The organism is Vagococcus sp. QWL-13 (genome assembly GCF_058683555.1).
In genome coordinates this window covers 2671321-2694137 of sequence record NZ_CM178746.1, presented here as the reverse complement: position 1 = coordinate 2694137, position 22817 = coordinate 2671321, and the positions used below count along the sequence as shown (strand labels likewise).

The following is a 22817-nucleotide window of genomic DNA, read 5'->3' as shown; positions in this document are numbered from 1 at the left end:
TGTTTACTCCTCCTATGGGTTAAAATGATTGAATAATTTCAGGAGTCAGCTCCTGTATGATTTTTAGTGCCAGTTTTTTGGCTGCGACAGCATCTTCCAAAGCGACATAACCGTAATGGGTGTGGGCGTATCTGACAGGAATACCGATGACGATGGTAGGAATGCCCCGTTCCATCAAATTGATGACCGCACCGTTAGTTCCGCCGCCTTTTCGCACCGCTTGCTGCATGGGCAGCTGATGTTTTTTCGCCACATCGACAGCAAATTTTTGAAATCTCGGATTGGTGATCATGGACACGTCAAAATTTCTTAACATGGGACCCCGGCGAATCCCGGATTGAATCAGATAGTCGGGAGTAAATGAATCATCGGCGGGACAGCCTTCGAAAACAATGGCCAAATCTGCTGTTATGGATGCCATGGCAGCTTTGATACCACGCAATCCAACTTCCTCCTGACTGGAAATAATGCCTTGAATATTGAATTTCTCCTCATCATTTTGATATAAATGTTCCATGGTTTCCAGCAGAGTTGCACAACCAATGCGGCAATCAAAAGCCTTTCCTCTAAGCAGTTTCATTTTTTCGTCAAACTTAAAAGTCACGTCAGGAACGACAGGAGCACCGATAGAAATTTTTAATTTTTCCCGGACTTCATCTGCCGAGGTACATCCCACATCAATGACCAGCTGATCCATTTGCAAAGGCTGTTTCTTTTCCTGTTCACTCATAAAGTGAGGGGGCTTGGAAGCAACGATACCAGAAACATAAATTCCCTCATCATTTCGGATATTGACTAAGTGGGCAGGGACGGAGTGTGCAACCCAGCCTCCGACAGGGAGGAAATCAAGCATGCCGTTAGGGCGGATGGCTTGGACGATAAACCCTACTTCATCACTGTGGGCATCTAACAAGATCGTCAGCTTCTTAGGATCTATTTTTTTTGGTCGTATGTATAGGTTTTGCAAACTGTCTACAGAAGTGTCAGCAAAATTCTCGGCAAATTTTTTGGCTGCGGCGACCGCTTCTTCTTCAAAACCGGACACGCCGGGTGCATTGGACAGTTGTTCAATCAGTTTTAAATCAATTGTATCTAACAACATTCGTGTAACTTCCTTTCCAGAAATATTGTCACCTGCCTTAAAAAAATGTATGATAAGAAAAGCAAGGAGGGTGACTAAAATGAATTTTAATTATTTGATTCAGCTCTATCATTTAACGGATACTGAAGCTAATATTTTAAACTATTTAAAAGATCAAAAAGAGAATTTAGATAAAATCAATGTCAGAAAAACGGCTCAAGCATGTTACACGTCGCCTTCAACCGTCATCAATTTAGCTAAGAAATTACAGCTTTCAGGGTTTAGCGAATTGATTTTCCAAATGAAACACGGCAACCTTCAGGATGAAACGTATACCAGCCTCTCAGAAGAGAAAATCAACTTGTTTTGCAAGCTGTTGGATGAGCGGGGCGAAAAAATAGTGGCACTGATCGGCAGCGGGTTCTCCCTTCATTTGGCACGCTACATGAATGAAGTGTTTAATGTAAACGGTATACCCAGTATCGTTACCAGTCATTCGCAAGTTTTTCAGCTCCAGTCGCCAGTAAAGTTCTTGCCTATTTTTATTTCCCATTCAGGGGAAGAAAAAGAACTCGTCTCTATGGCCAAAAAATGTCTCTCGAAAAATATCAGCTGCATCTCTTTTACCGGCAGTCAAATGTCTTCCCTGGCCAAAACATCCACACTGACTTTTTCCAGCAACACGTTCAGCCCTTTTTCTGTCGCCGTATCAAAGCCCCAGTTTTTCTTTGGGGATACTTTAAATCATTTTGAAATTATCATCTCCCAGTATTTAAATCAGAATAAAGCCTAGCTGTTTTCATTATATCCAGGTGACAAATGAAATGACAGATAGTCACGGTGTTTTTGTACATGTTCAGTCCATGATTGAACAAATTTTTGTTAAAGGATGTTCGACTTTTGAATCAAAATTCCTCATAGGCTGAAAGGCCTTTTTCTCTTAAGGGACATTTATTTTCTTTATCCGGCAGTTTGATATAATGGAGATAATAAAGCAGGGAGGGAAAAGGATGAAAAAGATGTTGGTGATTGGTTGTCTAGGTTTTTGTCTTATGCTGACTGGGTGTGCTCCGAAAAAGACTGAACAAACAAACGACAAGGAACTATCGACTGCAAGTGAAACGACGGAAGTGTCTACGGAAAAGTCAACGGAAGAAACTGAACAAAAAAAGGATGACGATGGAGCTGCAGTACCTGTGGAAGAAGAGCAGGATCAAATAAAGCTGACTTTGGATGATGCAGTGGCAAAATATCGGTCTGCTTTTCCTGACAGCGATGTTACTTCTATCGAGTTAGAAGTAAACCGTGGGCACTATTATTATGAAATCCAAGGGGTAGACGATGATATGGAGTATGAACTCCATGTCCATGCCGTCACAGGCGAGATAAGTAAGAAGGAACAGGAACAACTGGACGAAGACGAACGCCATGGTGTAGAAAGACGAGAAGAAGCGCTGGATCTGACAGGTGTCTTGTCCATTGAAAAAGCCGGGGAACTTGCAGTAGCCGCAGTGGGCGATGGGAAGGCTGTGGAATGGTCACTGGAACGAGACGACGGAATCACTTTCTGGGAAGTCAAAGTGCGAGCAGGACATTCTGAATCAAAAGTGACATTAGACAGCAAGACCGGGAAAGTACTGGAAATAGATTTTGATGATTGACCGCTATTAAGTCCGGACAGTGTACACTGAGCAACTGATGAGTCAAACTTTCAAAAGCAACATTGATAGCGAAAAAAAAAGAACGCGTGAATTTTACGCGTTCTTTTTGTCTGTTAAAATTTTAGCTGAAGGTCATAAAACGGGCGTCATCGTCCATATATTCTTTTTCGCCAGCAGGAGCTTCGATAGAGCCGAAAGGCATTTGTCCTGTCAGTTTCCAAGATGCTGGAAGGCTCCATGTTTCAGCCACTTCCTGATCGATAATTGGATTATAATGTTGCAGACTTGCACCGATATTGCTTTCGCTCAATGCGACCCAAACAGAATGCTGGGCAATACCTGTAGAGTGTTCTGCCCAAACAGGGAAGTTGTCTGCATATAAAGCGAATTGTTCTTGCAAAGATTTTACCACGTCTTGGTCTTCAAAGAACAAGACCGTACCGGCACCGGCAGCAAAGCCTGCCAGTTTTGCCTGAGTGTTGGGAAATGCTTCAGGCGGTGTTAAAGGTTTCAATGTTTTTTCTACGATGTTCCATAGTTTTTCGTGTGCCTCGCCGAACAAAATAAGGACACGTGATGTTTGTGAGTTAAAAGCAGAAGGACTTTCCTTTACAGCTTGGCGGATCAATGTTTCGATTTCCTTTTCTGATAAATCAGTTTCTCTGCCAATCGTGTAGATGGAACGTCTCTTTTTTAAAGTATTAATAAAATTTGTCATTGTTGTGTTCTCTCCTTTAATTAAGCTAGTTTTCAGTATACTTCACTTGTAAAATGTAAGTAAAGAAATATGCTTTTTATTTTCAGCCTCAGGTTGTATAGTCAATGGAGAAAAATAGTGTATACTGTAAATAATTAATAAAAAAGGAGAACATAAACATGATTATTACAACAACTAATGATATCGTCGGCAAAGAAATTCAATCCTACCACGGCATCGTTTTTGGAGAAGTTATTACAGGAATCAATATGTTCAAAGACATGGGAGCCGGCTTACGGAATATGTTTGGAGGACGTTCCAAAGGTTACGAAAATGAATTGCTGCAAGCCAGAGAAGAGGCGTTAGCTGAAATGGGCAGACGGGCTGAAAATCTGGGTGCCGATGCGGTTATCGGAACTAAGATGGATTATGAAGTTTTAGGGTCAGATAATGGCATGCTGATGGTTACTTGCAGCGGCACGGCGGTAGTTTTAAGCAATTAAATCAATGGAGACTGACATATTAGGCTATGTGTCGGTCTTTTTTTGTGGTTGTGGAATGGCAGGGGATTAGGGATAATAGAGAAAGAAAGGTCGTGGGTAGATGGATAGTCAAAAAGATCAGTTAAGCATAGAGGCCGCACGATTGTACTATCAGCTGGAATATAATCAACAGGAAATCGCTGATGAACTTGAAATTTCCCGGCCGACGGTTTCCCGTTTGTTAAAGCATGCGAAAGATAAAGGCTTTGTTCAGATTACGATTACAAATCCTTTTACAGGGGCGGAAATTTTATCCGAGAGGCTGAAAGAAAAGTTTGGATTAAAGGAGGCGATCGTGGCACAGACCGCAAGTCAAAACGATGCGCTCATCGTAGACCAAATCAGCACGGAGGCTGCCCGCTATATTGACGGACAGGTAAAAAGCGGGGATATTATCGGCATCAGCTGGGGGACCACACTGTATGAGGTTGCCAAGAAAATCAAACCACAAACAGTGGAAAATGTTCAGGTGGTGCAATTAAAAGGCAGCATGACACATGCCCAAGTGGATATTTATGCCTATGAAGCATTGTCTTTGTTTGCACAAAGGTTTCAAACGATAGGTTTGCCTTTGCCTCTGCCGGTTATTTTCGATGATAAAGAAGTGAAAAAAATGCTGGAACAAGACCGTCACATCCAGCGTTTAGTATCATTAGGGAAAAAAGCGAATATCGCTATTTTTACCGTGGGGACAGTTAGAGATGAGGCACTGTTGTTTCGTTTGGGCTATTTGGACGAAGAGGAAAGAAAACAAATCCAACGAACTGCAGTGGGAGATATTTGCTCCAGATTTTTCGATGCGCAGGGAGAGGTTGCCAATCACGACATCAATAATCGAACTGTGGGGATTGAGCTGGATGAATTAAAGAAAAAAGAAATTTCACTACTTGTGGCCGGGGGAAAGCATAAAGTTCAGGCAATCAAAGGAGCTTTGTCCGGGAATTATGCCAATGTTTTGGTAACAGATTATCAAACGGCGGAAGAATTACTAAAATAAACAGGGTTACAGAAATAACGTTCATGATATATTTTACATTTGTTCTATCTCAAGCTATACTTAAACTATTAAGAAACAGGAAGAGGGAATAGTAATGGATTTAGCAAAATTGATCGACCATACGGCATTGAAAGCAGAAACTACAGAAGAAGATATTTTAACTTTGATTTCTGAAGCCAAAGAATATGGATTTTTTTCCGTCTGTATCAATCCAACTTGGGTGGCATTGGCTGCGGATAAATTAAAAGGCAGTCAGGTCAAGGTGTGCACGGTGATAGGGTTTCCTTTAGGCGCGACAACTGCTGAAACCAAAGCGTTTGAAACTACTCAAGCTATCGCAAATGGTGCAGATGAAGTGGACATGGTCATCAACATTGGCGCTTTGAAAGGCGGCCAGTACGAAACAGTGTTGAAGGATATCCAATCAGTAGTCAATGCGGCTAAAGACAAGGCGCTAGTCAAAGTGATTATAGAAACAGCACTGCTTACTGATGAAGAGAAAGTAAAAGCCTGCGAATTAGCTGTGGAAGCAGGTGCAGATTTTGTCAAAACGTCTACAGGATTTTCCACAGGAGGGGCAACAGCCGCAGACGTCAAACTGATGAAGGAAACAGTGGGTAATCGAGCACAGATCAAAGCCTCCGGCGGAATCCACTCGAAAGAAGACGTAGAAGAAATGGTTGCAGCAGGTGCTGCTAGAATCGGAGCCAGTGCCGGAGTTGCCATTGTTTCAGGAGAAAAAACTAATATCTCGGGGTATTAGGCAGGAGAGCTGAAGCCTTTTGGGAAATTTCAAGATTAATTTTAAAAAACACGATAGACCACTATGAGTAGGTGGTTTACCGTGTTTTTGATTTTTATCTCAAGTTTGGCTATTTATACGTCTCCTCCAGCCGGCTCATCCATTTACCCAAGGCAATCCCGCCGACACAACTGATGACGCACCAGAGATACTGCAGGAAACCGAATCCAGCGTAGTCCACACTGAAATTGGCAGGGATAATCATGATAGTCGAAGCAAATACCACACCTAAAATGAAGTGGAACATTTGCGGATAGGCCCGTTGGAAAATAGCATCCATGATTTTAGATAAACTCAGCAGACAGATAATTCCGCCAAGTGCCAAGGGAAGCAGCACACTGAAATCTAACGTTTTGATACCGTCTGACATTGGTTTGTATAGTCCAAAGAAAGCCAAAAAGTTGGAAGGGCTCAAGCCTGGCACGATGACCCCAAGTGCTATCAGTGCTCCGGAAAGCACCCAGTTTAAAAAGCTCGGCGTTAATTTTCCGCCGATGGAATCTTCAAGGACATACAAAAAGATAACCGCAGCCACCAAGCTGACAGCCATGATGATTATATCACGATTTTGTCTGCCGTTTTTCCCCGCTTCTTTCCACAAAGCAGGAGCGGTACCGAGGATACAGCCTACAAAAAACCATAAAACGATGGTTTGATAATTTCCTAAAGCAAAACTCACACCAAATGATAAAATAAACATGCCGAACAGTCCGCCAAGACCTACAGGAATAAAAAACAACACATTTTCTTTAAAGTTCCGGGTGATATGGGCTAAAAATGTGATGATTCGTTCGTAAATTCCAAAAATAGCCGCCAAAGCCCCGCCGCTGACTCCTGGTAAAATAAAACCGGAACCGATGAACATTCCCTTGATAAATCTTAAAATCCAATCCTTCATTGCGTTTGTCATATTGCGCTCCTCTTTCATGATATTAAGTCCGATACGAAAACGTAAAGTGTTTTTAGAGTCACCTTTAAAAAACACGACAGCTTCAACAGCTGAAAAAAGGCAACGAATAACCTAAAAAGATTATGTTACTTATCATACAAAACTTTGACAGATTTTGAAACCCGTAATAATTTTCTTTAGAGATTATTTGAATTTGTCGGTTAAAGGGAGTAAAAATTCTGTTAGAAAACAGTACGGGACTATTTTTATGCTCATGAAGGAAGTGAAAAGCAGGCAGGGAAATGTGCACAAGGGACGAGGGTTTGTTATAATAAATAAAACCTTGTTTAGAAAGGATATTATTTATGGGAAAGACTATTCGACATAGGCTTTATTTCTGCTTACTTGCAGTGATGACGGCTATTGTCTTTTTTTTGTTGCCAGCAAGTGCAGTGCAGGCAGAAAGTTTTCGCCTGATTGGTTATTTGCCCGATTATGACTTGAGCAGACTTGAGGATACTGTCGATTTGGATATGTTTACCGATGTAAATTATTTTTCACTGATTCCCGAGAAGGACGGGACGTTGTCGTTTTCTGAAAGCGGCAGTGAGGAGCAGTTGCGCAGTTTAGTCAAGGAAGCCCACAGTTCTAATGTCAGAGTAGGTGTGAGTATCGGCGGCTGGGGGCTGAGCGATAATTTTTCAGAAGCTACTAAACCGGACAACCGAGAAAAATTCATTGATGAAATTCTAAGCTTTGTTGAGAAATTCGAAGTCGATAGTGTGGATATTGATTGGGAATACCCGGCTGAAGACCAAGCGGAACAATTTGCCGCATTTATCAAAAAATTAAATAAAAAGTTGGGGGATTCAGCTGCCTTGTCCATCACTGTCCCTTCAGGCGTTGCGGCAAACGGACGACCAAGCGGACACTGGGGCCAGCATTTTTTACCTGCTGGCTTGAAGGAAGCGGACTGGATCAATATTATGTCCTACGATGCGCAAATCGAGGGCTACCCCCAGCATTCCCCATTGGCTCTCCATGAGCAAAATCTGCTCTATTGGAACGAACTTTTGGGCGGGGACTATCTGGGGAAACTAGTCGCAGGAATTCCATTTTACGGAAAATCTGAAAGCGGAGCTGTTTATTCTTACCGGGAGCTTGTCCATAAATCAGCAGAGGTACCAATGGCAGACGAAGTGACCATTGACGGGGAAATATTCTATTTCAACAATAAATCCACTGTAAAAGAAAAAACATTGCGGTCGATAGAGACGGGTTCGTTGGGGATTATGGTCTGGACTCCCGCTTTGGACAGGAAGACTTCAAGTTCTTCTCGCCTGATGGATGTAATCATGGAGACTATCGGTGAGGAAGAAGTGACTCTGGATAAATCTATGTATTTGTCTTCGGTTTTTTCCGGGTCAGAAATAACCATTTTGCGGAAAGTATTTTCTGTAATAGCTGTTTTACTAATCGTTCTCGGATTGTTTTTATTCTTTGGGAAGTTTCTTTTCTTATTGCCTAAAACTATCAAGGGAAGAAAAGTCAAACCCCAAGTCCTGGGCAAAGGTGTGGGAGTTATTTTAGCGTTGGCAGGAACAGTGCTGCTTTTATATTTGCTGCTGCCTCTGCCGATATTTTTATTAATTATTGCCGTGATAATTATAGGCGTGTTACTCATCCTTAAAAAATCCTGACGATAGGCATTTAAATGACTGATTTTTTCATTTGGGCAGAAATATGGTACAATCAAAAAAGCGAACGCATGTTTTTAATCGGAGGTGCAACTGTGTGTATGAATATTTAAAAGGTTACGTAACATTTATCAGTCCTTATTATATCGTGTTGGAAACATCAGGTGTGGGCTACCAGTTGGCTGTGGCTAATCCTTTTCGTTATGCCGCACGGCAAAAAGAGGAAATAAAAGTTTTTGTTTATCAAGCCGTGAGAGAAGATGCCATTTTGTTATATGGATTTTCAACTTTTGAGGAAAAGCAATTATTTATTAAATTGATCAGTGTTTCGGGGATTGGTCCTAAAAGTGCTTTGGCAATCATGGCCGGAGAAGACCACGTGGGCCTAGTTAATGCTGTGGAGTCGGAGGATGTCAAGTATTTGACAAAGTTTCCAGGTGTTGGGAAAAAGACATCCCAGCAGATGATTTTGGATTTAAAAGGCAAGCTGGATGATTTGATTATCGGAGAGCTGAAAGATGCACCAGAAAAACTAGAGGTGGTGGCGGCAAGTTCTGATAATCTGTATTTTGATGAAGCAATGGAAGCTTTGTCTGCACTGGGATACAGTCGAAGAGAATTGAAGCGTATTGAAAAAGAACTGGCAGTCGAAAGTTTAACGTCCACTGATGCTTATTTGAGGCAAGGATTAAGTTTACTGATGAAAAAATAGTGAGGGAAAATCATGACAGAAGAACGTTTAGTATCTCCTGAGGAACTGGCAGCAGAATTTGAAGAGAAATCACTACGTCCCCAACGGCTGTCTCAATATATCGGTCAGGATAAAGTAAAGGAAGAACTTTCTATTTACATCCAAGCGGCTAAGAATCGGCAGGAAGCGTTGGATCATGTACTTTTATTTGGTCCGCCCGGATTAGGGAAAACAACACTGGCAATGGTGATTGCCAACGAGATGGACGTTCAGATTCGAACGACCAGCGGACCGGCAATCGAACGGCCGGGAGACTTAGTGGCATTGTTAAATGAACTGGAGCCGGGGGATGTTTTATTTATTGATGAGATCCATCGTCTGCCCCGTATCGTAGAGGAAATGTTGTATTCTGCGATGGAAGATTATTATGTCGATATTATGGTAGGACAAGGTCCGGGAGCTCATCCCGTTCATTTTGAACTGCCCCCATTTACTTTGGTCGGGGCTACCACTCGTGCGGGAATGCTTTCTGCACCACTGCGGGATCGTTTTGGCATCGTCTCTCATATGGAATATTACGAAATTGCCGACTTGCAGGAAATCGTCCTGCGTTCAGCCGATATTTTTGAAACAGAAATTCTTGAAGAAGGCGCCTTTGAACTTGCCAGACGTTCAAGAGGGACACCGCGGATTGCTAATCGCTTGCTCCGAAGAGTGAGAGATGTGGCACAAGTGGAAAGCGATGGCGTGGTCGATCAAAGAATTGCCGATAAGGCTCTGACGATTTTACAGGTGGATCAAGAAGGCTTGGACTATGTGGATCAGAAAATTTTAAAAACGATGATTGAGTTATACGGCGGCGGACCAGTTGGCTTAAGTACTCTTTCAGTCAACATCAGCGAAGAAACAGAAACTGTTGAGGATATGTATGAACCTTATCTCATCCAAAAAGGTTTTATCCAACGGACACCCCGCGGGCGCGTGGCAACTCCGCGAGCATATGCTCATCTAGGCTACCGGTATCAAGAATAGAAGTCCTCTTTGAGCAGAGGGCTTTTTTTATATTAATTATTATCACTTTTTCTGATTTTAATGATAGAATAGCGAAGTGAACTAATGGAAGAAATAGAGGGACATATAATGAAGACATATACAACGGATGATTTTGATTTTAATTTACCGGAGGAGCTGATTGCCCAAACCCCTTTGGAAAACCGTGAAGCTTCACGTTTGCTGATGCTTGATCACAGAACAGGAAAAATATGTGATAAACATTTTACCGATATCATCGACCAACTTGACTCGGGAGACGCTTTAGTGATGAATGACACACGGGTGCTGCCAGCTAGAATTTTTGGTACAAAGCCGGCGACAGGCGGGCAGTTGGAAGTATTGCTGTTGAAAAATATCGAAGGAGACCGTTGGGAAACACTGATCAAGCCGGCTAAACGTGCAAAAGTCGGCACAGTTATTTCTTTTGGCGATGGTCGTTTACAAGCAACAGTGGTTGAAGAATTGGAGCATGGGGGACGGATTATTGATTTTCAGTATGAGGGGGTTTTTCTGGAAATTCTTGAATCTCTAGGGGAAATGCCGCTGCCTCCCTACATCAAAACGCGATTAGAGGACCCTAACCGCTATCAGACAGTTTATGCTAAAGAAAATGGCTCCGCAGCCGCACCGACAGCAGGTTTGCATTTTACTGAAGAACTTCTAAAAAAAATAGAAAAAAAAGGAGTCAAGCTAGTCTATTTGACCTTACATGTAGGGTTGGGGACGTTTCGTCCGGTGAGTGTGACGGACATCAGCGAACATCATATGCACAGTGAATTTTATCAGCTGACAGATGAGGCGGCAGCAGTATTGAATGACGTGAAGCAACAAGGCGGCAGGATTATTGCTGTTGGGACGACAAGCATCCGGACTTTGGAAACGATTGGCTCGAAGTTTTCCGGCAAGATTCGAGGGGATAGCGGCTGGACTGATATTTTTATCACACCGGGTTACGAGTTTAAAGTGGTTGATGCTTTTGTGACAAATTTTCATCTGCCCAAATCCACACTGGTCATGCTGGTCAGTGCTTTTGCCGGACGGGAACAGGTGCTTTCAGCTTATAAGCATGCTGTTTCAGCAGAGTATCGGTTTTTCAGTTTCGGCGATGCCATGTTTATTAAGTGACAAAATAAAAAATGCCCGGCTTCTCGATTAGCCGGGCATTTCTTGTTCACGGAAGAAAACAGAAAGTTTAGGAATAGAACTCATGCAAAGTGCGAACATTTACATCTTTTTTCTTTGAATTTCTTAATTAAACAAGAGTTGCTTAACATACAATCTTCATCAAACTAACTTGCAACACATGAAACATCTGAACATTAAACTTCTTTTGACACTGAAACTTTACATGTTTTCTAATGGTTGGAGAATTTCATACATTTTTTACACATCTTTGTTTAGTTACTTCGCTAAAACCTTTCGAGAAATTCACTTTCTGTACTGCTTTCTTCCTTATGTCTACATTTAACCATACAAAGAGAGCGTTTTCAACTTAAATGCTCTTATTTTGAAAACTTGCACATTGAGTTAAATCAGAGTATCATTACTAGGATGTAATTTTTATCAAATGAAAGTAGGAATACGATATGACAGAACCGGCCATTCGTTATCGGCTAATCAAAAAAGAAAAACATACAGGCGCTCGATTGGGAGAAATCATCACTCCCCATGGAACCTTTCCTACACCGATGTTTATGCCAGTGGGGACTCTTGCCACAGTGAAAACGATGGCACCGGAAGAATTAAAAGAGATGGGCGCGGGAATAATTTTAAGCAACACCTATCATCTCTGGCTGCGTCCGGGAGAAGATATCGTGGCGGAAGCAGGCGGTCTTCATAAGTTTATGAATTGGGACCGGGGGATTTTGACTGATTCAGGAGGCTTCCAAGTCTGGTCTTTGGCGGATATGCGTAATATAGAGGAAAAAGGCGTCCATTTCAAAAATCACTTAAACGGCTCTAAAATGTTTCTTTCTCCTGAAAAAGCGATTCAAATTCAAAATCAGCTGGGCTCGGACATCATCATGAGTTTTGATGAATGCGCACCATTTTACGAAAGTCATGATTACGTGAAGAAATCAATTGAGCGGACGACACGCTGGGCAGAACGCGGCTTGAAAGCCCATGCCAATCCGGAACGTCAGGGACTGTTTGGGATTATTCAGGGTGCCGGTTATAAAGATTTGCGTCTCCAAAGTGCACGGGACCTAATCAGTTTAGATTTTCCCGGCTATTCAATCGGGGGTCTGTCGGTAGGGGAAACAAAAGCGGAAATGAATGAAGCCCTGGAATGGTTGAATCCTGTCATCCCGGAGAATAAACCTCGTTATTTAATGGGAGTCGGGACAGCCGATTCATTGATTGACGGAGCTATTCGAGGTGTGGATATGTTTGACTGTGTCCTGCCTACAAGAATTGCGCGCAACGGCACATGTATGACCAGCCAGGGACGACTGGTGGTCAAAAATGCCCAATATACTCGTGACTTCAGACCGATTGATGAAAAATGCGATTGTTACACTTGCCGCAACTATACACGGGCTTACGTGCGTCATTTGATTAAATGTGATGAAACCTTTGGCCTGCGCTTGACTTCTTATCATAACCTGTACTTTTTGCTGAATGTGATGAAACAAGTACGTCAAGCCATCCTAGATGACAACTTGCTCGAGTTTAGAGAATCGTTTTTTGAAGAATACGGCTTTAATGAAAAGAATCCGAAGAATTTTTAGCAGCATAAAAGATAATGCTAGTAGTTTTAAGTGAAATTTGATAAAGTTATTATTAGTCAAACAAATAAAAAATGAGGTGAGGATATGGGAGGATTAGGAACCTTTATTCCTTTGATTGTAGCTCTTGTAGTGATGTGGTTCTTCATGTCTCGTACACAGAAGAAACAACAGAGCCAACGTCAACAATTACTTGATAATTTAAAAGCAGGCGATAGTGTTATCACGATCGGCGGTTTGCACGGTGTGATTGCAGAGATTAGAGAAGGTGAAGGCAGAAAAACGGTGTTGCTTGATTGTGAAGGTATTTACTTGGAGTATAACCGTTCAGCTATCCAGCAGGTAGTTCCGTCGACCGCTGTAACAGAAGCAGAGCAGATGATTACTGATGAAGAGACTGAAACATCTGAAGACGAAAAAACTTCAGAAGAAGATAATCAGCAGTAGGACACCAAGAATTATCTAGAAGTATATTAAGGAAATAAATATGACAAACAAGTTAAAGTGGCGTCAAGCATTTTTGCTGCGCCGTTCTCTTAAGAGAAAATTAAAAGAATTCCATCGTGCCGGCTATTCCAATGTTGTGGAAACAGAAATGTGGGATTACTTAATTGAAAAACGGTGGAAACTTTCGCCGGATAAAACCGTAGCCGAGTACAAAAATGACATAAAAAATATTGTGATCAATGATTTTTTTGACTATCAACAATTAAAAGCGCAAGTTAAAAATGTTGATTCATTTGATTTTGGAGATATCCAAGACTTATTATAATGATTTTTCTTGCCTGCAAGCTGTTGTTTCGACCATCTGAAAAGGTTGATACAACAGCTTTTTTCGTTGATTTCAAAATAAAAACGGTTTCTTGTTAAAAATTTCACAAAAATGGTTTACTTTTAAAAGAAAATCGTGTATAGTTCTAATTGTGAAATACTTAACAAACAAATGGAGGGTCTGACATGGGTAAGAAAAAAGATATAAAGATTGAGCAAGTCAGCGGAACTGAAGTAGTAACTGAAGGTAATGTTGCTGTCACAGTAACACTTGAAAATAAACATGAAGAATCCGTAGAGGAAATGATCGACAAACTGGTTAAAAAAGGTAACGTCGCATTGGAGGCGATGGAAGATTTTGATCAGGAAAAAGTGGACCACATCGTTCACCAAATGGCAATGGCAGCTTTAGATGCCCATATGCCTCTAGCGAAAATGGCGGTTGAAGAAACGGGACGCGGTGTTTATGAAGATAAAGCAATCAAAAACATGTATGCTTCCGAATCAATTTGGAACAACATCAAATATGATAAAACTGTTGGTGTGATACGTGAAGATGAGCAGCATGCCATCGTAGAAATCGCATCACCGGTAGGAGTTGTTTGTGGTGTGACACCGACAACCAACCCAACATCTACAACGATTTTTAAATCTTTGATTTCATTGAAAACTAGAAATCCGATTATTTTTGCCTTCCACCCAAGTGCTCAGAAATGTTCGGTAGAAGCTGCCCGCATCGTAAGAGACGCTGCAATCAAAGCAGGAGCTCCTGAAGATTGTGTACAGTGGATCGAGCACCCGTCTTTAGATGCAACTAATGGTTTAATGAACCACCCAGGCGTGGCAATCGTTCTGGCAACAGGTGGTGCAGGAATGGTCAAATCGGCTTATTCAACTGGAAAACCAGCTTTAGGTGTGGGACCAGGAAACACACCTGTCTATATAGAAAAAACAGCACGCATCAAACGTGCAGTAAATGACGTAATCGTATCAAAAACTTTTGACAATGGGATGATTTGTGCTTCTGAACAAGGCGTGATTGTAGATAAAGAAATCTACGATGAAGTCAAAGCAGAATTTGCTTCTCACCAAGTTTATTTTGTAAAACCTAATGAGCTGGGTAAATTGGAAGACACTGTGATGAATGAATCAAAAGCAGCAGTAAACCCTGCAATCGTAGGAATGGCTGCAACAAAAATCGCAGAAATGGCTGGGATAGACGTACCTGAAGGCACTAAAATGCTGGTGGCAGAATTAGATGGTACAGGAATCGATTATCCATTATCATTGGAAAAACTTTCTCCAGTATTGGCTATGGTCAAGGCTGACAACAGAGAGCATGCCTTTGAACTGTGCGAGAACATGCAAGAATTTGGTTTGGGACACACTGCAGTCATCCATACACAAGATGATGATTTGCAAATCAAATTTGGTTTGAAAATGAAAGCTTGCCGTGTGTTGGTAAACTCTCCAGCAGCTCAAGGCGGTATCGGAGATATCTATAACGAAATGCTTCCTTCTTTAACTCTTGGATGTGGTTCATACGGTAAGAACTCAGTATCCAAAAACGTTTCAGCTGTTAACTTGATCAATACAAAAACAATCGCAAAGAGAAGAAATAATATGCAATGGTTCAAACTTCCATCAAAAATATATTTTGAAAAAAATTCTTTAAACTACCTTGAAAAAATGAAAGACGTTGAGCGTGTGTTTATCGTCTGTGACGAAGGTATGGTCAAATTCGGTTATGTGGACCGGGTCATAGATGCATTGAACCGACGTGACAACCGTGTGACTGTTGAAGTGTTCTCTGACGTTGAGCCTGATCCTTCAACCAACACGGTGAACAGAGGGACTGAACAAATGCGTGCGTTCAATCCGGATACCATCATCGCTCTAGGGGGCGGGTCGCCGATGGATGCTGCTAAAGGTATGTGGATGTTCTTTGAAAATCCAGATGTAGAATTCTTTGGTGCTAAACAAAAATTCTTGGATATCCGTAAGAGAACTTACAAGATTCCTGAGGCATCAAAAGCAACCTTTGTTTGTATCCCTACGACTTCTGGAACAGGTTCTGAAGTGACACCTTTCGCTGTTATTACAGACAGTGAAACTGGGGTAAAATATCCGTTGGCAGATTATGCATTGACACCTGATGTTGCGATTATTGATCCGCAGTTTGTCTATTCAGTGCCTCAATCAGTTACTGCCGACACAGGAATGGACGTTTTGACTCACGCCATCGAATCTTATGTTTCAGTGATGTCATCTGACTATACCCGCGGTTTGAGTTTACAAGCAATCAAATTAGTCTTTGAAAGCCTGCAAGATTCTTGCCTGCGTCCTAATGAGGAAAACCGTGAGAAAATGCATAACGCTTCAGCTTTAGCTGGTATGGCATTTGCCAATGCGTTTCTAGGTATTTGTCACTCTATCGCTCACAAATGCGGTGCTGCTTTCCATATCCCGCATGGCAGAACAAATGCTATTCTGTTGCCGCACGTGATCCGTTATAATGCAAAAGATCCTTCTAAGCATGCGATGTTCCCTAAATATGATTACTTTAGAGCACATGAGGACTATGCTGAGATTGCAAGATACTTGGGTCTTAAAGGAAATACAGTGGAAGAGTTGGTAGAATCATTAGCAACTGCTGTGACAGAGCTTGGTCAGTCTGTTGGTATCGATATGAGCTTTAAAGCGCAAAATGTAACGGAAGCTCAATTGGCAGCACAAGCCGACGAGTTGGCAGAGCTGGCTTACCTTGACCAATGTACTACAGCAAACCCTAAAGAGCCGTTGATTAGCGAACTGAAAGAGATTATCGTCAAAGCTTATCATGGTGAATAATCAGACACATTTAAACACGCAAGTTATCTGTTAACTTGTGTGTTTTTTTGATTTCAGCGGATTGTTTAAAGTTTGTTAATTTTCTCTGCCGTCAGTAGAAAAGGAAAAAAAATCATGTTAGAATGATAGAGATTGTTTGCTAGATTAGATAGATAGGGACTAGGACTCGGGGTGGAAATGTGAAAAAATTTAATTCAAGCAAAAAGATTATTATTGCCATTATTTTGGCAATCATTATCATATTTTTAGTTAGTTTAAGTGTGATGCAAAGAGATAATGAAGATTCTTCTGGCCCTGTCCAGTCAGTCATCAGCGATTTGGTGGCAACTGTCGATCAAGGCTTATCATATCCGGTCCGTGCGATCGAAAGAAGTGTCCAGTCAGTCAGTAATCTCTTAGGGACTTATGAGGAAAATGTTCAGCTGAAAGAACGGCTGGATGCCTATGCTTCCATGCAAAGTGAAAATGAAATTTTACAAAAAGAAAATAAAGAATTAAGAGACCAGTTAGCACTGCAAGCAACATTGACTACCAACGAAAAAATCGTTGCTAATGTGATTACCCGTTCGCCAGATGATTGGCAGGATATTTTAATCATCGACCGGGGACAGCGGGATGGCATCGAAGTAAATATGCCCGTGATGGGAAGCAGCGGTCTGATCGGGCGGGTCATCGTAGTGAATGACACATCCGCCAAAGTTGAGTTGTTGACGTCAACGAATCAAAATTCTAACCATTTCCCAGTGATGATTACTCCTGAAGGGGAAGAGTCAGTGTTTGGTTTGATGTCAAGTTACTCGGAAGAAGAAAGTGCGTTGGTAGTTAAACAACTTACGTCTGTCAAAGGTGTAAAAAAAGGAGACAAGGTGCTGACTTCAGGCTTGGGGACAAGCTCGCCCAAAGGACTGATGGTAGGCACGGTAACAAAGGTTGAACCGACGAGTTTTGGGCTGGAACAGGAAGTGTATGTGTCTCCTGCCTCCTCTTTGTATGATATTTCAGTGGTCACCGTGGTAAAACGTGTAGTGGGAAGTGGCCAGTGATGCAGAAAAAAAGAGAAGTGATGAAGATTCTGCTCCCGATTTTAGTGCTGCTTGCTATGCTGATGGATAGTCAGATCAGTAATATTTTAAGACTGTTCACAGGAGGAGAACTTTTTTTTATCAGTCATTTTATGCTGCTGGGCTTGATTTTGGGGAGTTTGTTTTATTCGAAAACCTACATGGTGGTCACGTCCATCGTCCTCGGACTGGTCTTTGATACTTATTACTACAGTATTTTAGGTATTAACACCGTTTCTTTGCCTTTAACAGTTTTACTGGTTTATTTAGTTTTTGAGTACATCGAGCCGACTATACCTACCTTGCTTTTGAGTTTGGTGATTTTTATTACCATCATGGACGGTAGTGCTTATTTTATACAAGTCATCTTTAATTTGATTGAAGGAAATCTTTTAGGATTTATTTCCACTCAGTTGGGGCCGACCCTGCTGATGAACATGACCATATTTATTCTCTTAGCTTATCCGATAAAAAAAATATCAGAAAAAAGCCACCGAGTATGAAATGTTATTGTAATATTTCTATTATGCCATTGTCATGATAGTGTGTTAGAATTTCTAATAGTCGATGAAACAATTATGCTATTTGTTAAATGAATATAAATCAAGATGGACTAAACAAAAATTCGGAGGAATGACACTGTGAAGAAGAGAATTTTATCGGTTTTATTGGTAAGTGGTCTAGCACTTGGAAGTGTGACGATACCTGCAACAGTTAGTGCTGATGAAGTAAATAATAAAATTGAAGCCTCAGATAAAAAAATCAACGAGTTGGCTAATCAGGCAGCAGCAGCAGAGGCTCAGCTAGCAACATTAAGAGCCAATATGGATAGTATCCGCAGCAAAGCAGAAAAATTACAGATGGAGCAAGCAGCCTTGAATGATGAGTTGGTAACTCTCAAAGAAGATATTGCGGCTTTGACAGTCAAAATTGAAAAGCGTGACCAAAAGATCAAAGAACAGGCTCGTGCGGTTCAGACAGGAGAAGCTTCTTCAAATTACTTGGAAGCTGTATTATCTGCAGAAACGATTTCCGATGCAGTCACACGTGTAGCGGCAACAGCCAGATTAGTTGCAGCAAACAATGATTTGCTGAAAGAACAGGAAAAAGACAAAGCAGCAGTTGAAGATAAAGCAGCTGATGCAGAAACTAAATTGGCAACAATTGAAGAAAATGCAGCTGAATTGGAACAGCAAAAAGGTGTTCTGATTGAGCAAGAATACCAGCAGACGATTTTGGTAAGTACCATTGAAGCAGAGAAAACATCTGAAGAAGGTAAAAAATCTGAATTGTTAGCTGAAAAAGAAGCGGCTGAAAGAGCACTTGCAGAACAGGCTCGTCAAGTGGAGGAAGCGCAACAAGCAGCAGCACAACAACAGGCTGCTCAACCAGCACCAGAGACAGCTGGAAATACGCAACAGCCAAGCGGAAATAATGTCGTCAATCCTGGTCCCGGAAGTGGAAGCGGAGGCGGAGCACAAAATCCCGCGCCAAGCCCTGTGGTACCAGATCCGACACCAACAGAACCAGCACCAGGAACGTCAGTGAATGCAGGCGCCATATTGGCAGAAGCAGCGAAACATGTTGGCAAGCCATATGTATGGGGAGCAAAAGGACCAGATTCATTTGACTGTTCAGGCTTCACTGGTTATGTGTTTAGTGTAGCGGCAGGAAAATCAATCGGCGGATGGACAGTGCCACAAGAAAGTGCAGGAGTAAGGATTTCCTTATCTCAAGTACAAGCGGGAGATTTACTGTTTTGGGGACCTCCGGGAGGTTCTACTCACGTAGCAATCTCAACGGGCGGGTCAGGTTATATCCATGCACCAGCACCAGGACAAACAGTATGCTACAGCAACTTTGCTTGGTATGCTCCAAGCTTTGCAGTCCGTGTACTATAATTCAAAAAATCAAAAGAACTCTCTTTATCGGAGAGTTCTTTTTTTGTGGAAACTTTTTGAAAGTTTAGGTTCTTATTGAATGTAAGTTTCAGTTAAAGTCATAAATTCCTCAACGTCCCGTTTAACAATATCAATACCAGCCTGCCAAAACTCTGCTTGGGTCAAGTCCACTCCCAAATGTTTTTTAGCCAGCTCTTCGGTACTCATCGAAGCGGTGTCCCGCAACAAAGAAATATAGTTTTCTTCAAAATTTCCCTCGGCTTTTTTAGCAAAAGCATAGATGCCCATACTAAATAGATAGCCAAATGTGTAAGGGAAATTATAAAACGGCACATCGTCAATATAAAAATGAAGTTTGCTTGCCCAGAAATGAGGATGATATGTCTCAAGGGAATCCTGATAGGCTTCCTTTTGAGCGGTCAACATTAATTCAGTGATTTCTTCATCAGACAATACTTTTTCTTTTCTTGCTTCATGGAAATTATTTTCAAAAATGAAACGGGCATGAATATTCATAAACATCGCAATAGCATTTTGCATCTTGCTGTCCAAGAGATTTATTTTTTCAGTGTCCGTCTCAGCCTGTTTTAAGGCTGCATCAGCTACGATCAGTTCAGCAAAGGTACTGGCAGTTTCTGCTACATTCATGGCGTAATGTTGGCTGATGCCCGGGAGATCCCACATGACATGGCTGTGAAAGGCGTGTCCCAGCTCATGAGCCAAGGTAGCGACTTCATTGACTGACTCGTTGTAAGTCATAAAGATACGGGATTCTTCAGTTTCAGGCAGACCTGTGCAGTAACCGCCGGGTCTTTTCCCAGGGCGGTCTTCCGCTTCAATCCAGCTTTTTTCAAAAGCTTCTTGTGCAAACTGAGCCATTTTCGGGCTGAATTTCTCAAAATTTCCGATAATAAAGTCTGCTGCTTCATCAAAAGTGTAGCGTGTTTCTTTCAAATCGCCTAGAATGACCGGGGCATCCTGATCTTGCCAAGCCATCTTTTCTTTCCCAAACAGTTGTGCTTTTCTAGTTAAAAAATCAACGAAGGTTTGTTTGTTTGCCGAGATTGTCTGCCACATAGCATTTAAGGTTTCTTTTTTCATGCGGTTGTATTTTAGCGGAGTTTCCAGATAGTCTTCGATACCGTGCAGCTGATAATTCATCAGCCGGAAACCTTGCAGGTGATTTAAAGTGTCTGCGAACAAGGGAGCTTTATCTGCCCAATTTTCCTCCCATAGGTCAAATAATTCTTTTCGAACGGCAGGGTTCGGGTCGCCTGTCATGCGGTTAAATGCTTGGCCGGCAGAAAGTTTCTCGCCGTCGTACTCAATTTCCACACTGGCAACAATGGTGTCATAATGCAAGCTCCAAGCGTTGAAACCGTCAATAGCCAACTGATTAATGATGTGTTCTTCCTTTTCAGTCAGCAGCTGTTTGCCTTTTTCACGCAACTCTTTCAGATTGAATAAAACACCTTGCCGGCCAGCCAAAGGAGTGTTTTCCAATTGGTTCCATTCCTCTGGAGATAAGGCCGTCAGTTTTTTCATCAAGTCGTTATAAACGTTTTGATAGTTTGCGGCATAATTTTGTAAAGTACCCAACAAGGCGTTGGCTTTTTTATTGTGAATATCAGCTGACTGCACAGCCGTGATAAAACTGCCGGTTTGGGCAAACCCATTTTCAATTTTTTCAACTGAATCTAATATAGACCCAAGACCGCTGAAGTTTGGCACATCTTCAGAAGGCTGCCATTTTTTGAGGGTACCTGCAAGGTCATTGATTTGACTTTCCAGCTTATCAAGTCTAGCTGCAAGTTGAGGGGATTCCGTCCCGCCTGGGAAAATTGATTCTAAGTCCCAAGTTAAAGAATAGTTCATCGTATCACTCCTAATTCAAATAGTTACATTTCCATTATAGGCTATTTTTTTCAAAAAAACTTAGATCGGCTATTATTTTTTGATAAGCATTGAATCCTCAAGGGTACTCGTGTAGGATAATTGATGGAGAGGTGGTAGCGGTGATTAAAAAAGCAGTTAAAAATGGTAATTTATATATTATCCTTGCATTTGTGGTGATGGGGATTTTATTTATCAGTTCTTCTCAGACCTATGAAGAACAGTCGCAAATCGGTTTGCTGGAAAAACTATTAAAGAATCAACCTTTTAAAGAGACTTTGTCTGGCTGGCAAATCACCTACGGGGGAAGTGTGGTCAGTATCGAAAAAAACGGATATTTTCAATTTGTGGAATTTTTTCTCAGGAAAGGTGCACATTTCCTGAGTTATTTCATTTTAGGCAGTCTGTGGTTTTTAGGGTTGCAGATCAAAATGAAGGCGACTTTTCTCCCCGGTGTTGTCAGTTGGCTGGCTGCTACCGGCTATGCAGGACTGGATGAGTTTCATCAGATGGTGACCGGCGGAAGGACCCCCATGTTCGAAGATGTGTTGCTGGACAGCATAGGAGCTTTGACAGGAATCGTTTTGTGTCTGTTGTTTTCCTTAATCAGGCAGTGGCGCAAGAAAAAGTAAAACAATTTTTGCTTCTGAAAACGAAATTTGCTATGATAGTAACGGTTTAAATAATAAAGAAAGCGGGTGGAGAGAATGGCAGGACATTCCAAGTGGAATAACATCAAGGGAAGAAAATCTGCGCAAGATGCAAAGCGCGGCAAAATTTTCCAAAAATTATCTCGAGAAATATACATGGCAGCAAAAAGTGGTGGACCTGACCCAACTTCTAATCCGTCTTTAAGACTAGTTTTAGATAAAGCCAAGTCTGCCAATATGCCGAATGACAATGTGAATCGTGCCATAAAAAAAGCAACTTCTTCTGGTGAGGGAGAGCATTATGATGAAGTAACCTATGAAGGCTACGGACCAGATGGTGCAGCAGTGCTGGTGTACGCTCTGACGGATAACCGTAACCGGACAGCAACGAATGTACGGGTAGCCTTTAATAAAAATGGCGGTTCATTAGGCGAAACAGGTTCGGTAAGTTACATGTTCGATCGCAAAGGGTATATCGCCATTGAACGTGATGGTTTGGATGTGGATGAAGAAACGATGCTGATGAGTGTTTTGGAAGCCGGTGGAGAGGATCTGGAAACCTCTGAAGAAGTTTTCGAGATTTACTGTGAAGCAGAAGATTTCAATGAGGTGCGGGATGCATTGGCTGCTGAATATACTTTGGCACAAGCTGAGTTGACCATGGTCGCCCAAACAGAAATAGAATTAGCCGAGGACGCAAAAGAGAAATTGATAAACTTGATTGACGCATTAGAAGATGATGACGATATCTCGGAAGTATTTACTTCGGCAGCTTTTTAAAATTAATTTGATAATAAGCTTTGTTTTATGGTTATTACGCCATCAAACAAAGCTTATTTTTTTATTTTAAGG

The 22817-nt window shown here is 41.7% G+C and carries 22 protein-coding genes; 18 read left to right on the top strand and 4 right to left on the bottom strand.

Annotated features, from left to right (window positions below; all coding sequences use genetic code 11):
- Positions 1 to 19 precede the first annotated feature (19 nt).
- Complete coding sequence (locus tag AC4PHI_RS12715) at positions 20 to 1102, bottom strand: M42 family metallopeptidase (protein WP_492200199.1); 1083 nt, start codon at positions 1100 to 1102, stop codon at positions 20 to 22.
- A 79-nt stretch (positions 1103 to 1181) separates the two neighbouring features.
- Here AC4PHI_RS12715 and AC4PHI_RS12710 point away from each other — a divergent pair, with 79 nt between their 5' ends.
- Together AC4PHI_RS12710 and AC4PHI_RS12705 are read left to right on the top strand one after the other, a co-directional pair.
- On the top strand, positions 1182 to 1874 hold the full coding sequence (locus AC4PHI_RS12710; protein WP_492200198.1) for a MurR/RpiR family transcriptional regulator: 693 nt from the start codon (positions 1182 to 1184) through the stop codon (positions 1872 to 1874).
- Positions 1875 to 2091: 217 nt separating this feature from the next.
- A complete protein-coding gene (locus AC4PHI_RS12705) occupies positions 2092 to 2742 on the top strand; it encodes a PepSY domain-containing protein (protein WP_492200197.1) in 651 nt (216 codons plus the stop codon).
- Between the two features lie 121 nt (positions 2743 to 2863).
- On the opposite strand, the gene AC4PHI_RS12700 is transcribed toward AC4PHI_RS12705, so the two are convergent.
- Positions 2864 to 3460: a nitroreductase family protein gene (locus AC4PHI_RS12700; RefSeq protein WP_492200196.1), complete on the bottom strand. Its 597-nt coding sequence runs from the start codon at positions 3458 to 3460 to the stop codon at positions 2864 to 2866.
- Between the two features lie 158 nt (positions 3461 to 3618).
- On the opposite strand from AC4PHI_RS12700, the gene AC4PHI_RS12695 reads away from it, so the two are divergent.
- The 3 genes from AC4PHI_RS12695 (at position 3619) to deoC (ending at position 5741) form a co-directional block, all read left to right on the top strand.
- Positions 3619 to 3942 (top strand): putative heavy metal-binding protein, encoded by a 324-nt coding sequence (locus AC4PHI_RS12695; protein WP_492200195.1) that lies wholly within the window; start codon positions 3619 to 3621, stop codon positions 3940 to 3942.
- 100 nt (positions 3943 to 4042) lie between these two features.
- Positions 4043 to 4978 (top strand): DNA-binding transcriptional repressor DeoR, encoded by a 936-nt coding sequence (deoR, locus tag AC4PHI_RS12690; RefSeq protein ID WP_492200194.1) that lies wholly within the window; start codon positions 4043 to 4045, stop codon positions 4976 to 4978.
- Between the two features lie 94 nt (positions 4979 to 5072).
- Positions 5073 to 5741, top strand: coding sequence for a deoxyribose-phosphate aldolase (gene deoC / locus AC4PHI_RS12685; protein WP_492200193.1), 669 nt, complete (start codon positions 5073 to 5075; stop codon positions 5739 to 5741).
- 109 nt (positions 5742 to 5850) lie between these two features.
- Here deoC and AC4PHI_RS12680 read toward each other — a convergent pair whose 3' ends face one another.
- Positions 5851 to 6708, bottom strand: a complete 858-nt coding sequence (locus AC4PHI_RS12680; protein WP_492200192.1) for a DUF368 domain-containing protein — start codon at positions 6706 to 6708, stop codon at positions 5851 to 5853.
- Positions 6709 to 7034: 326 nt separating this feature from the next.
- On the opposite strand from AC4PHI_RS12680, the gene AC4PHI_RS12675 reads away from it, so the two are divergent.
- From AC4PHI_RS12675 to AC4PHI_RS12625, 11 genes are all read left to right on the top strand, one after another.
- On the top strand, positions 7035 to 8369 hold the full coding sequence (locus AC4PHI_RS12675; protein ID WP_492200191.1) for a glycoside hydrolase family 18 protein: 1335 nt from the start codon (positions 7035 to 7037) through the stop codon (positions 8367 to 8369).
- Between the two features lie 94 nt (positions 8370 to 8463).
- Positions 8464 to 9078 (top strand): Holliday junction branch migration protein RuvA, encoded by a 615-nt coding sequence (ruvA, locus tag AC4PHI_RS12670; protein WP_492200190.1) that lies wholly within the window; start codon positions 8464 to 8466, stop codon positions 9076 to 9078.
- Positions 9079 to 9087: 9 nt separating this feature from the next.
- A complete protein-coding gene (ruvB, locus tag AC4PHI_RS12665; RefSeq protein WP_492201603.1) occupies positions 9088 to 10089 on the top strand; it encodes a Holliday junction branch migration DNA helicase RuvB in 1002 nt (333 codons plus the stop codon).
- A 108-nt stretch (positions 10090 to 10197) separates the two neighbouring features.
- The gene (gene queA, locus AC4PHI_RS12660; RefSeq protein ID WP_492200189.1) at positions 10198 to 11235 is read left to right on the top strand and encodes a tRNA preQ1(34) S-adenosylmethionine ribosyltransferase-isomerase QueA; all 1038 of its coding nucleotides are present in this window, start codon (positions 10198 to 10200) and stop codon (positions 11233 to 11235) included.
- Between the two features lie 461 nt (positions 11236 to 11696).
- The gene (gene tgt, locus AC4PHI_RS12655; protein ID WP_492200188.1) at positions 11697 to 12842 is read left to right on the top strand and encodes a tRNA guanosine(34) transglycosylase Tgt; all 1146 of its coding nucleotides are present in this window, start codon (positions 11697 to 11699) and stop codon (positions 12840 to 12842) included.
- Between the two features lie 84 nt (positions 12843 to 12926).
- Positions 12927 to 13286: a preprotein translocase subunit YajC gene (yajC, locus tag AC4PHI_RS12650; RefSeq protein ID WP_492200187.1), complete on the top strand. Its 360-nt coding sequence runs from the start codon at positions 12927 to 12929 to the stop codon at positions 13284 to 13286.
- 40 nt (positions 13287 to 13326) lie between these two features.
- On the top strand, positions 13327 to 13611 hold the full coding sequence (locus AC4PHI_RS12645; protein WP_492200186.1) for a post-transcriptional regulator: 285 nt from the start codon (positions 13327 to 13329) through the stop codon (positions 13609 to 13611).
- A 185-nt stretch (positions 13612 to 13796) separates the two neighbouring features.
- Positions 13797 to 16460: a bifunctional acetaldehyde-CoA/alcohol dehydrogenase gene (adhE, locus tag AC4PHI_RS12640; protein ID WP_492200185.1), complete on the top strand. Its 2664-nt coding sequence runs from the start codon at positions 13797 to 13799 to the stop codon at positions 16458 to 16460.
- Between the two features lie 179 nt (positions 16461 to 16639).
- The gene (gene mreC, locus AC4PHI_RS12635; RefSeq protein ID WP_492200184.1) at positions 16640 to 17503 is read left to right on the top strand and encodes a rod shape-determining protein MreC; all 864 of its coding nucleotides are present in this window, start codon (positions 16640 to 16642) and stop codon (positions 17501 to 17503) included.
- On the top strand, positions 17503 to 18024 hold the full coding sequence (mreD, locus tag AC4PHI_RS12630; RefSeq protein WP_492200183.1) for a rod shape-determining protein MreD: 522 nt from the start codon (positions 17503 to 17505) through the stop codon (positions 18022 to 18024). The genes mreC and mreD overlap by 1 nt, the downstream gene beginning before the upstream one ends.
- A gap of 138 nt (positions 18025 to 18162) precedes the next feature.
- Positions 18163 to 19422, top strand: a complete 1260-nt coding sequence (locus AC4PHI_RS12625; protein ID WP_492200182.1) for a C40 family peptidase — start codon at positions 18163 to 18165, stop codon at positions 19420 to 19422.
- A gap of 72 nt (positions 19423 to 19494) precedes the next feature.
- Here the strand turns inward: AC4PHI_RS12625 and AC4PHI_RS12620 are convergent, their stop codons facing one another.
- Positions 19495 to 21297 (bottom strand): M3 family oligoendopeptidase, encoded by a 1803-nt coding sequence (locus AC4PHI_RS12620; protein ID WP_492200181.1) that lies wholly within the window; start codon positions 21295 to 21297, stop codon positions 19495 to 19497.
- Between the two features lie 143 nt (positions 21298 to 21440).
- On the opposite strand from AC4PHI_RS12620, the gene AC4PHI_RS12615 reads away from it, so the two are divergent.
- Together AC4PHI_RS12615 and AC4PHI_RS12610 are read left to right on the top strand one after the other, a co-directional pair.
- The gene (locus AC4PHI_RS12615; RefSeq protein ID WP_492201602.1) at positions 21441 to 21947 is read left to right on the top strand and encodes a VanZ family protein; all 507 of its coding nucleotides are present in this window, start codon (positions 21441 to 21443) and stop codon (positions 21945 to 21947) included.
- 75 nt (positions 21948 to 22022) lie between these two features.
- Positions 22023 to 22745, top strand: coding sequence for a YebC/PmpR family DNA-binding transcriptional regulator (locus AC4PHI_RS12610; protein WP_492200180.1), 723 nt, complete (start codon positions 22023 to 22025; stop codon positions 22743 to 22745).
- Positions 22746 to 22817 lie beyond the last annotated feature (72 nt).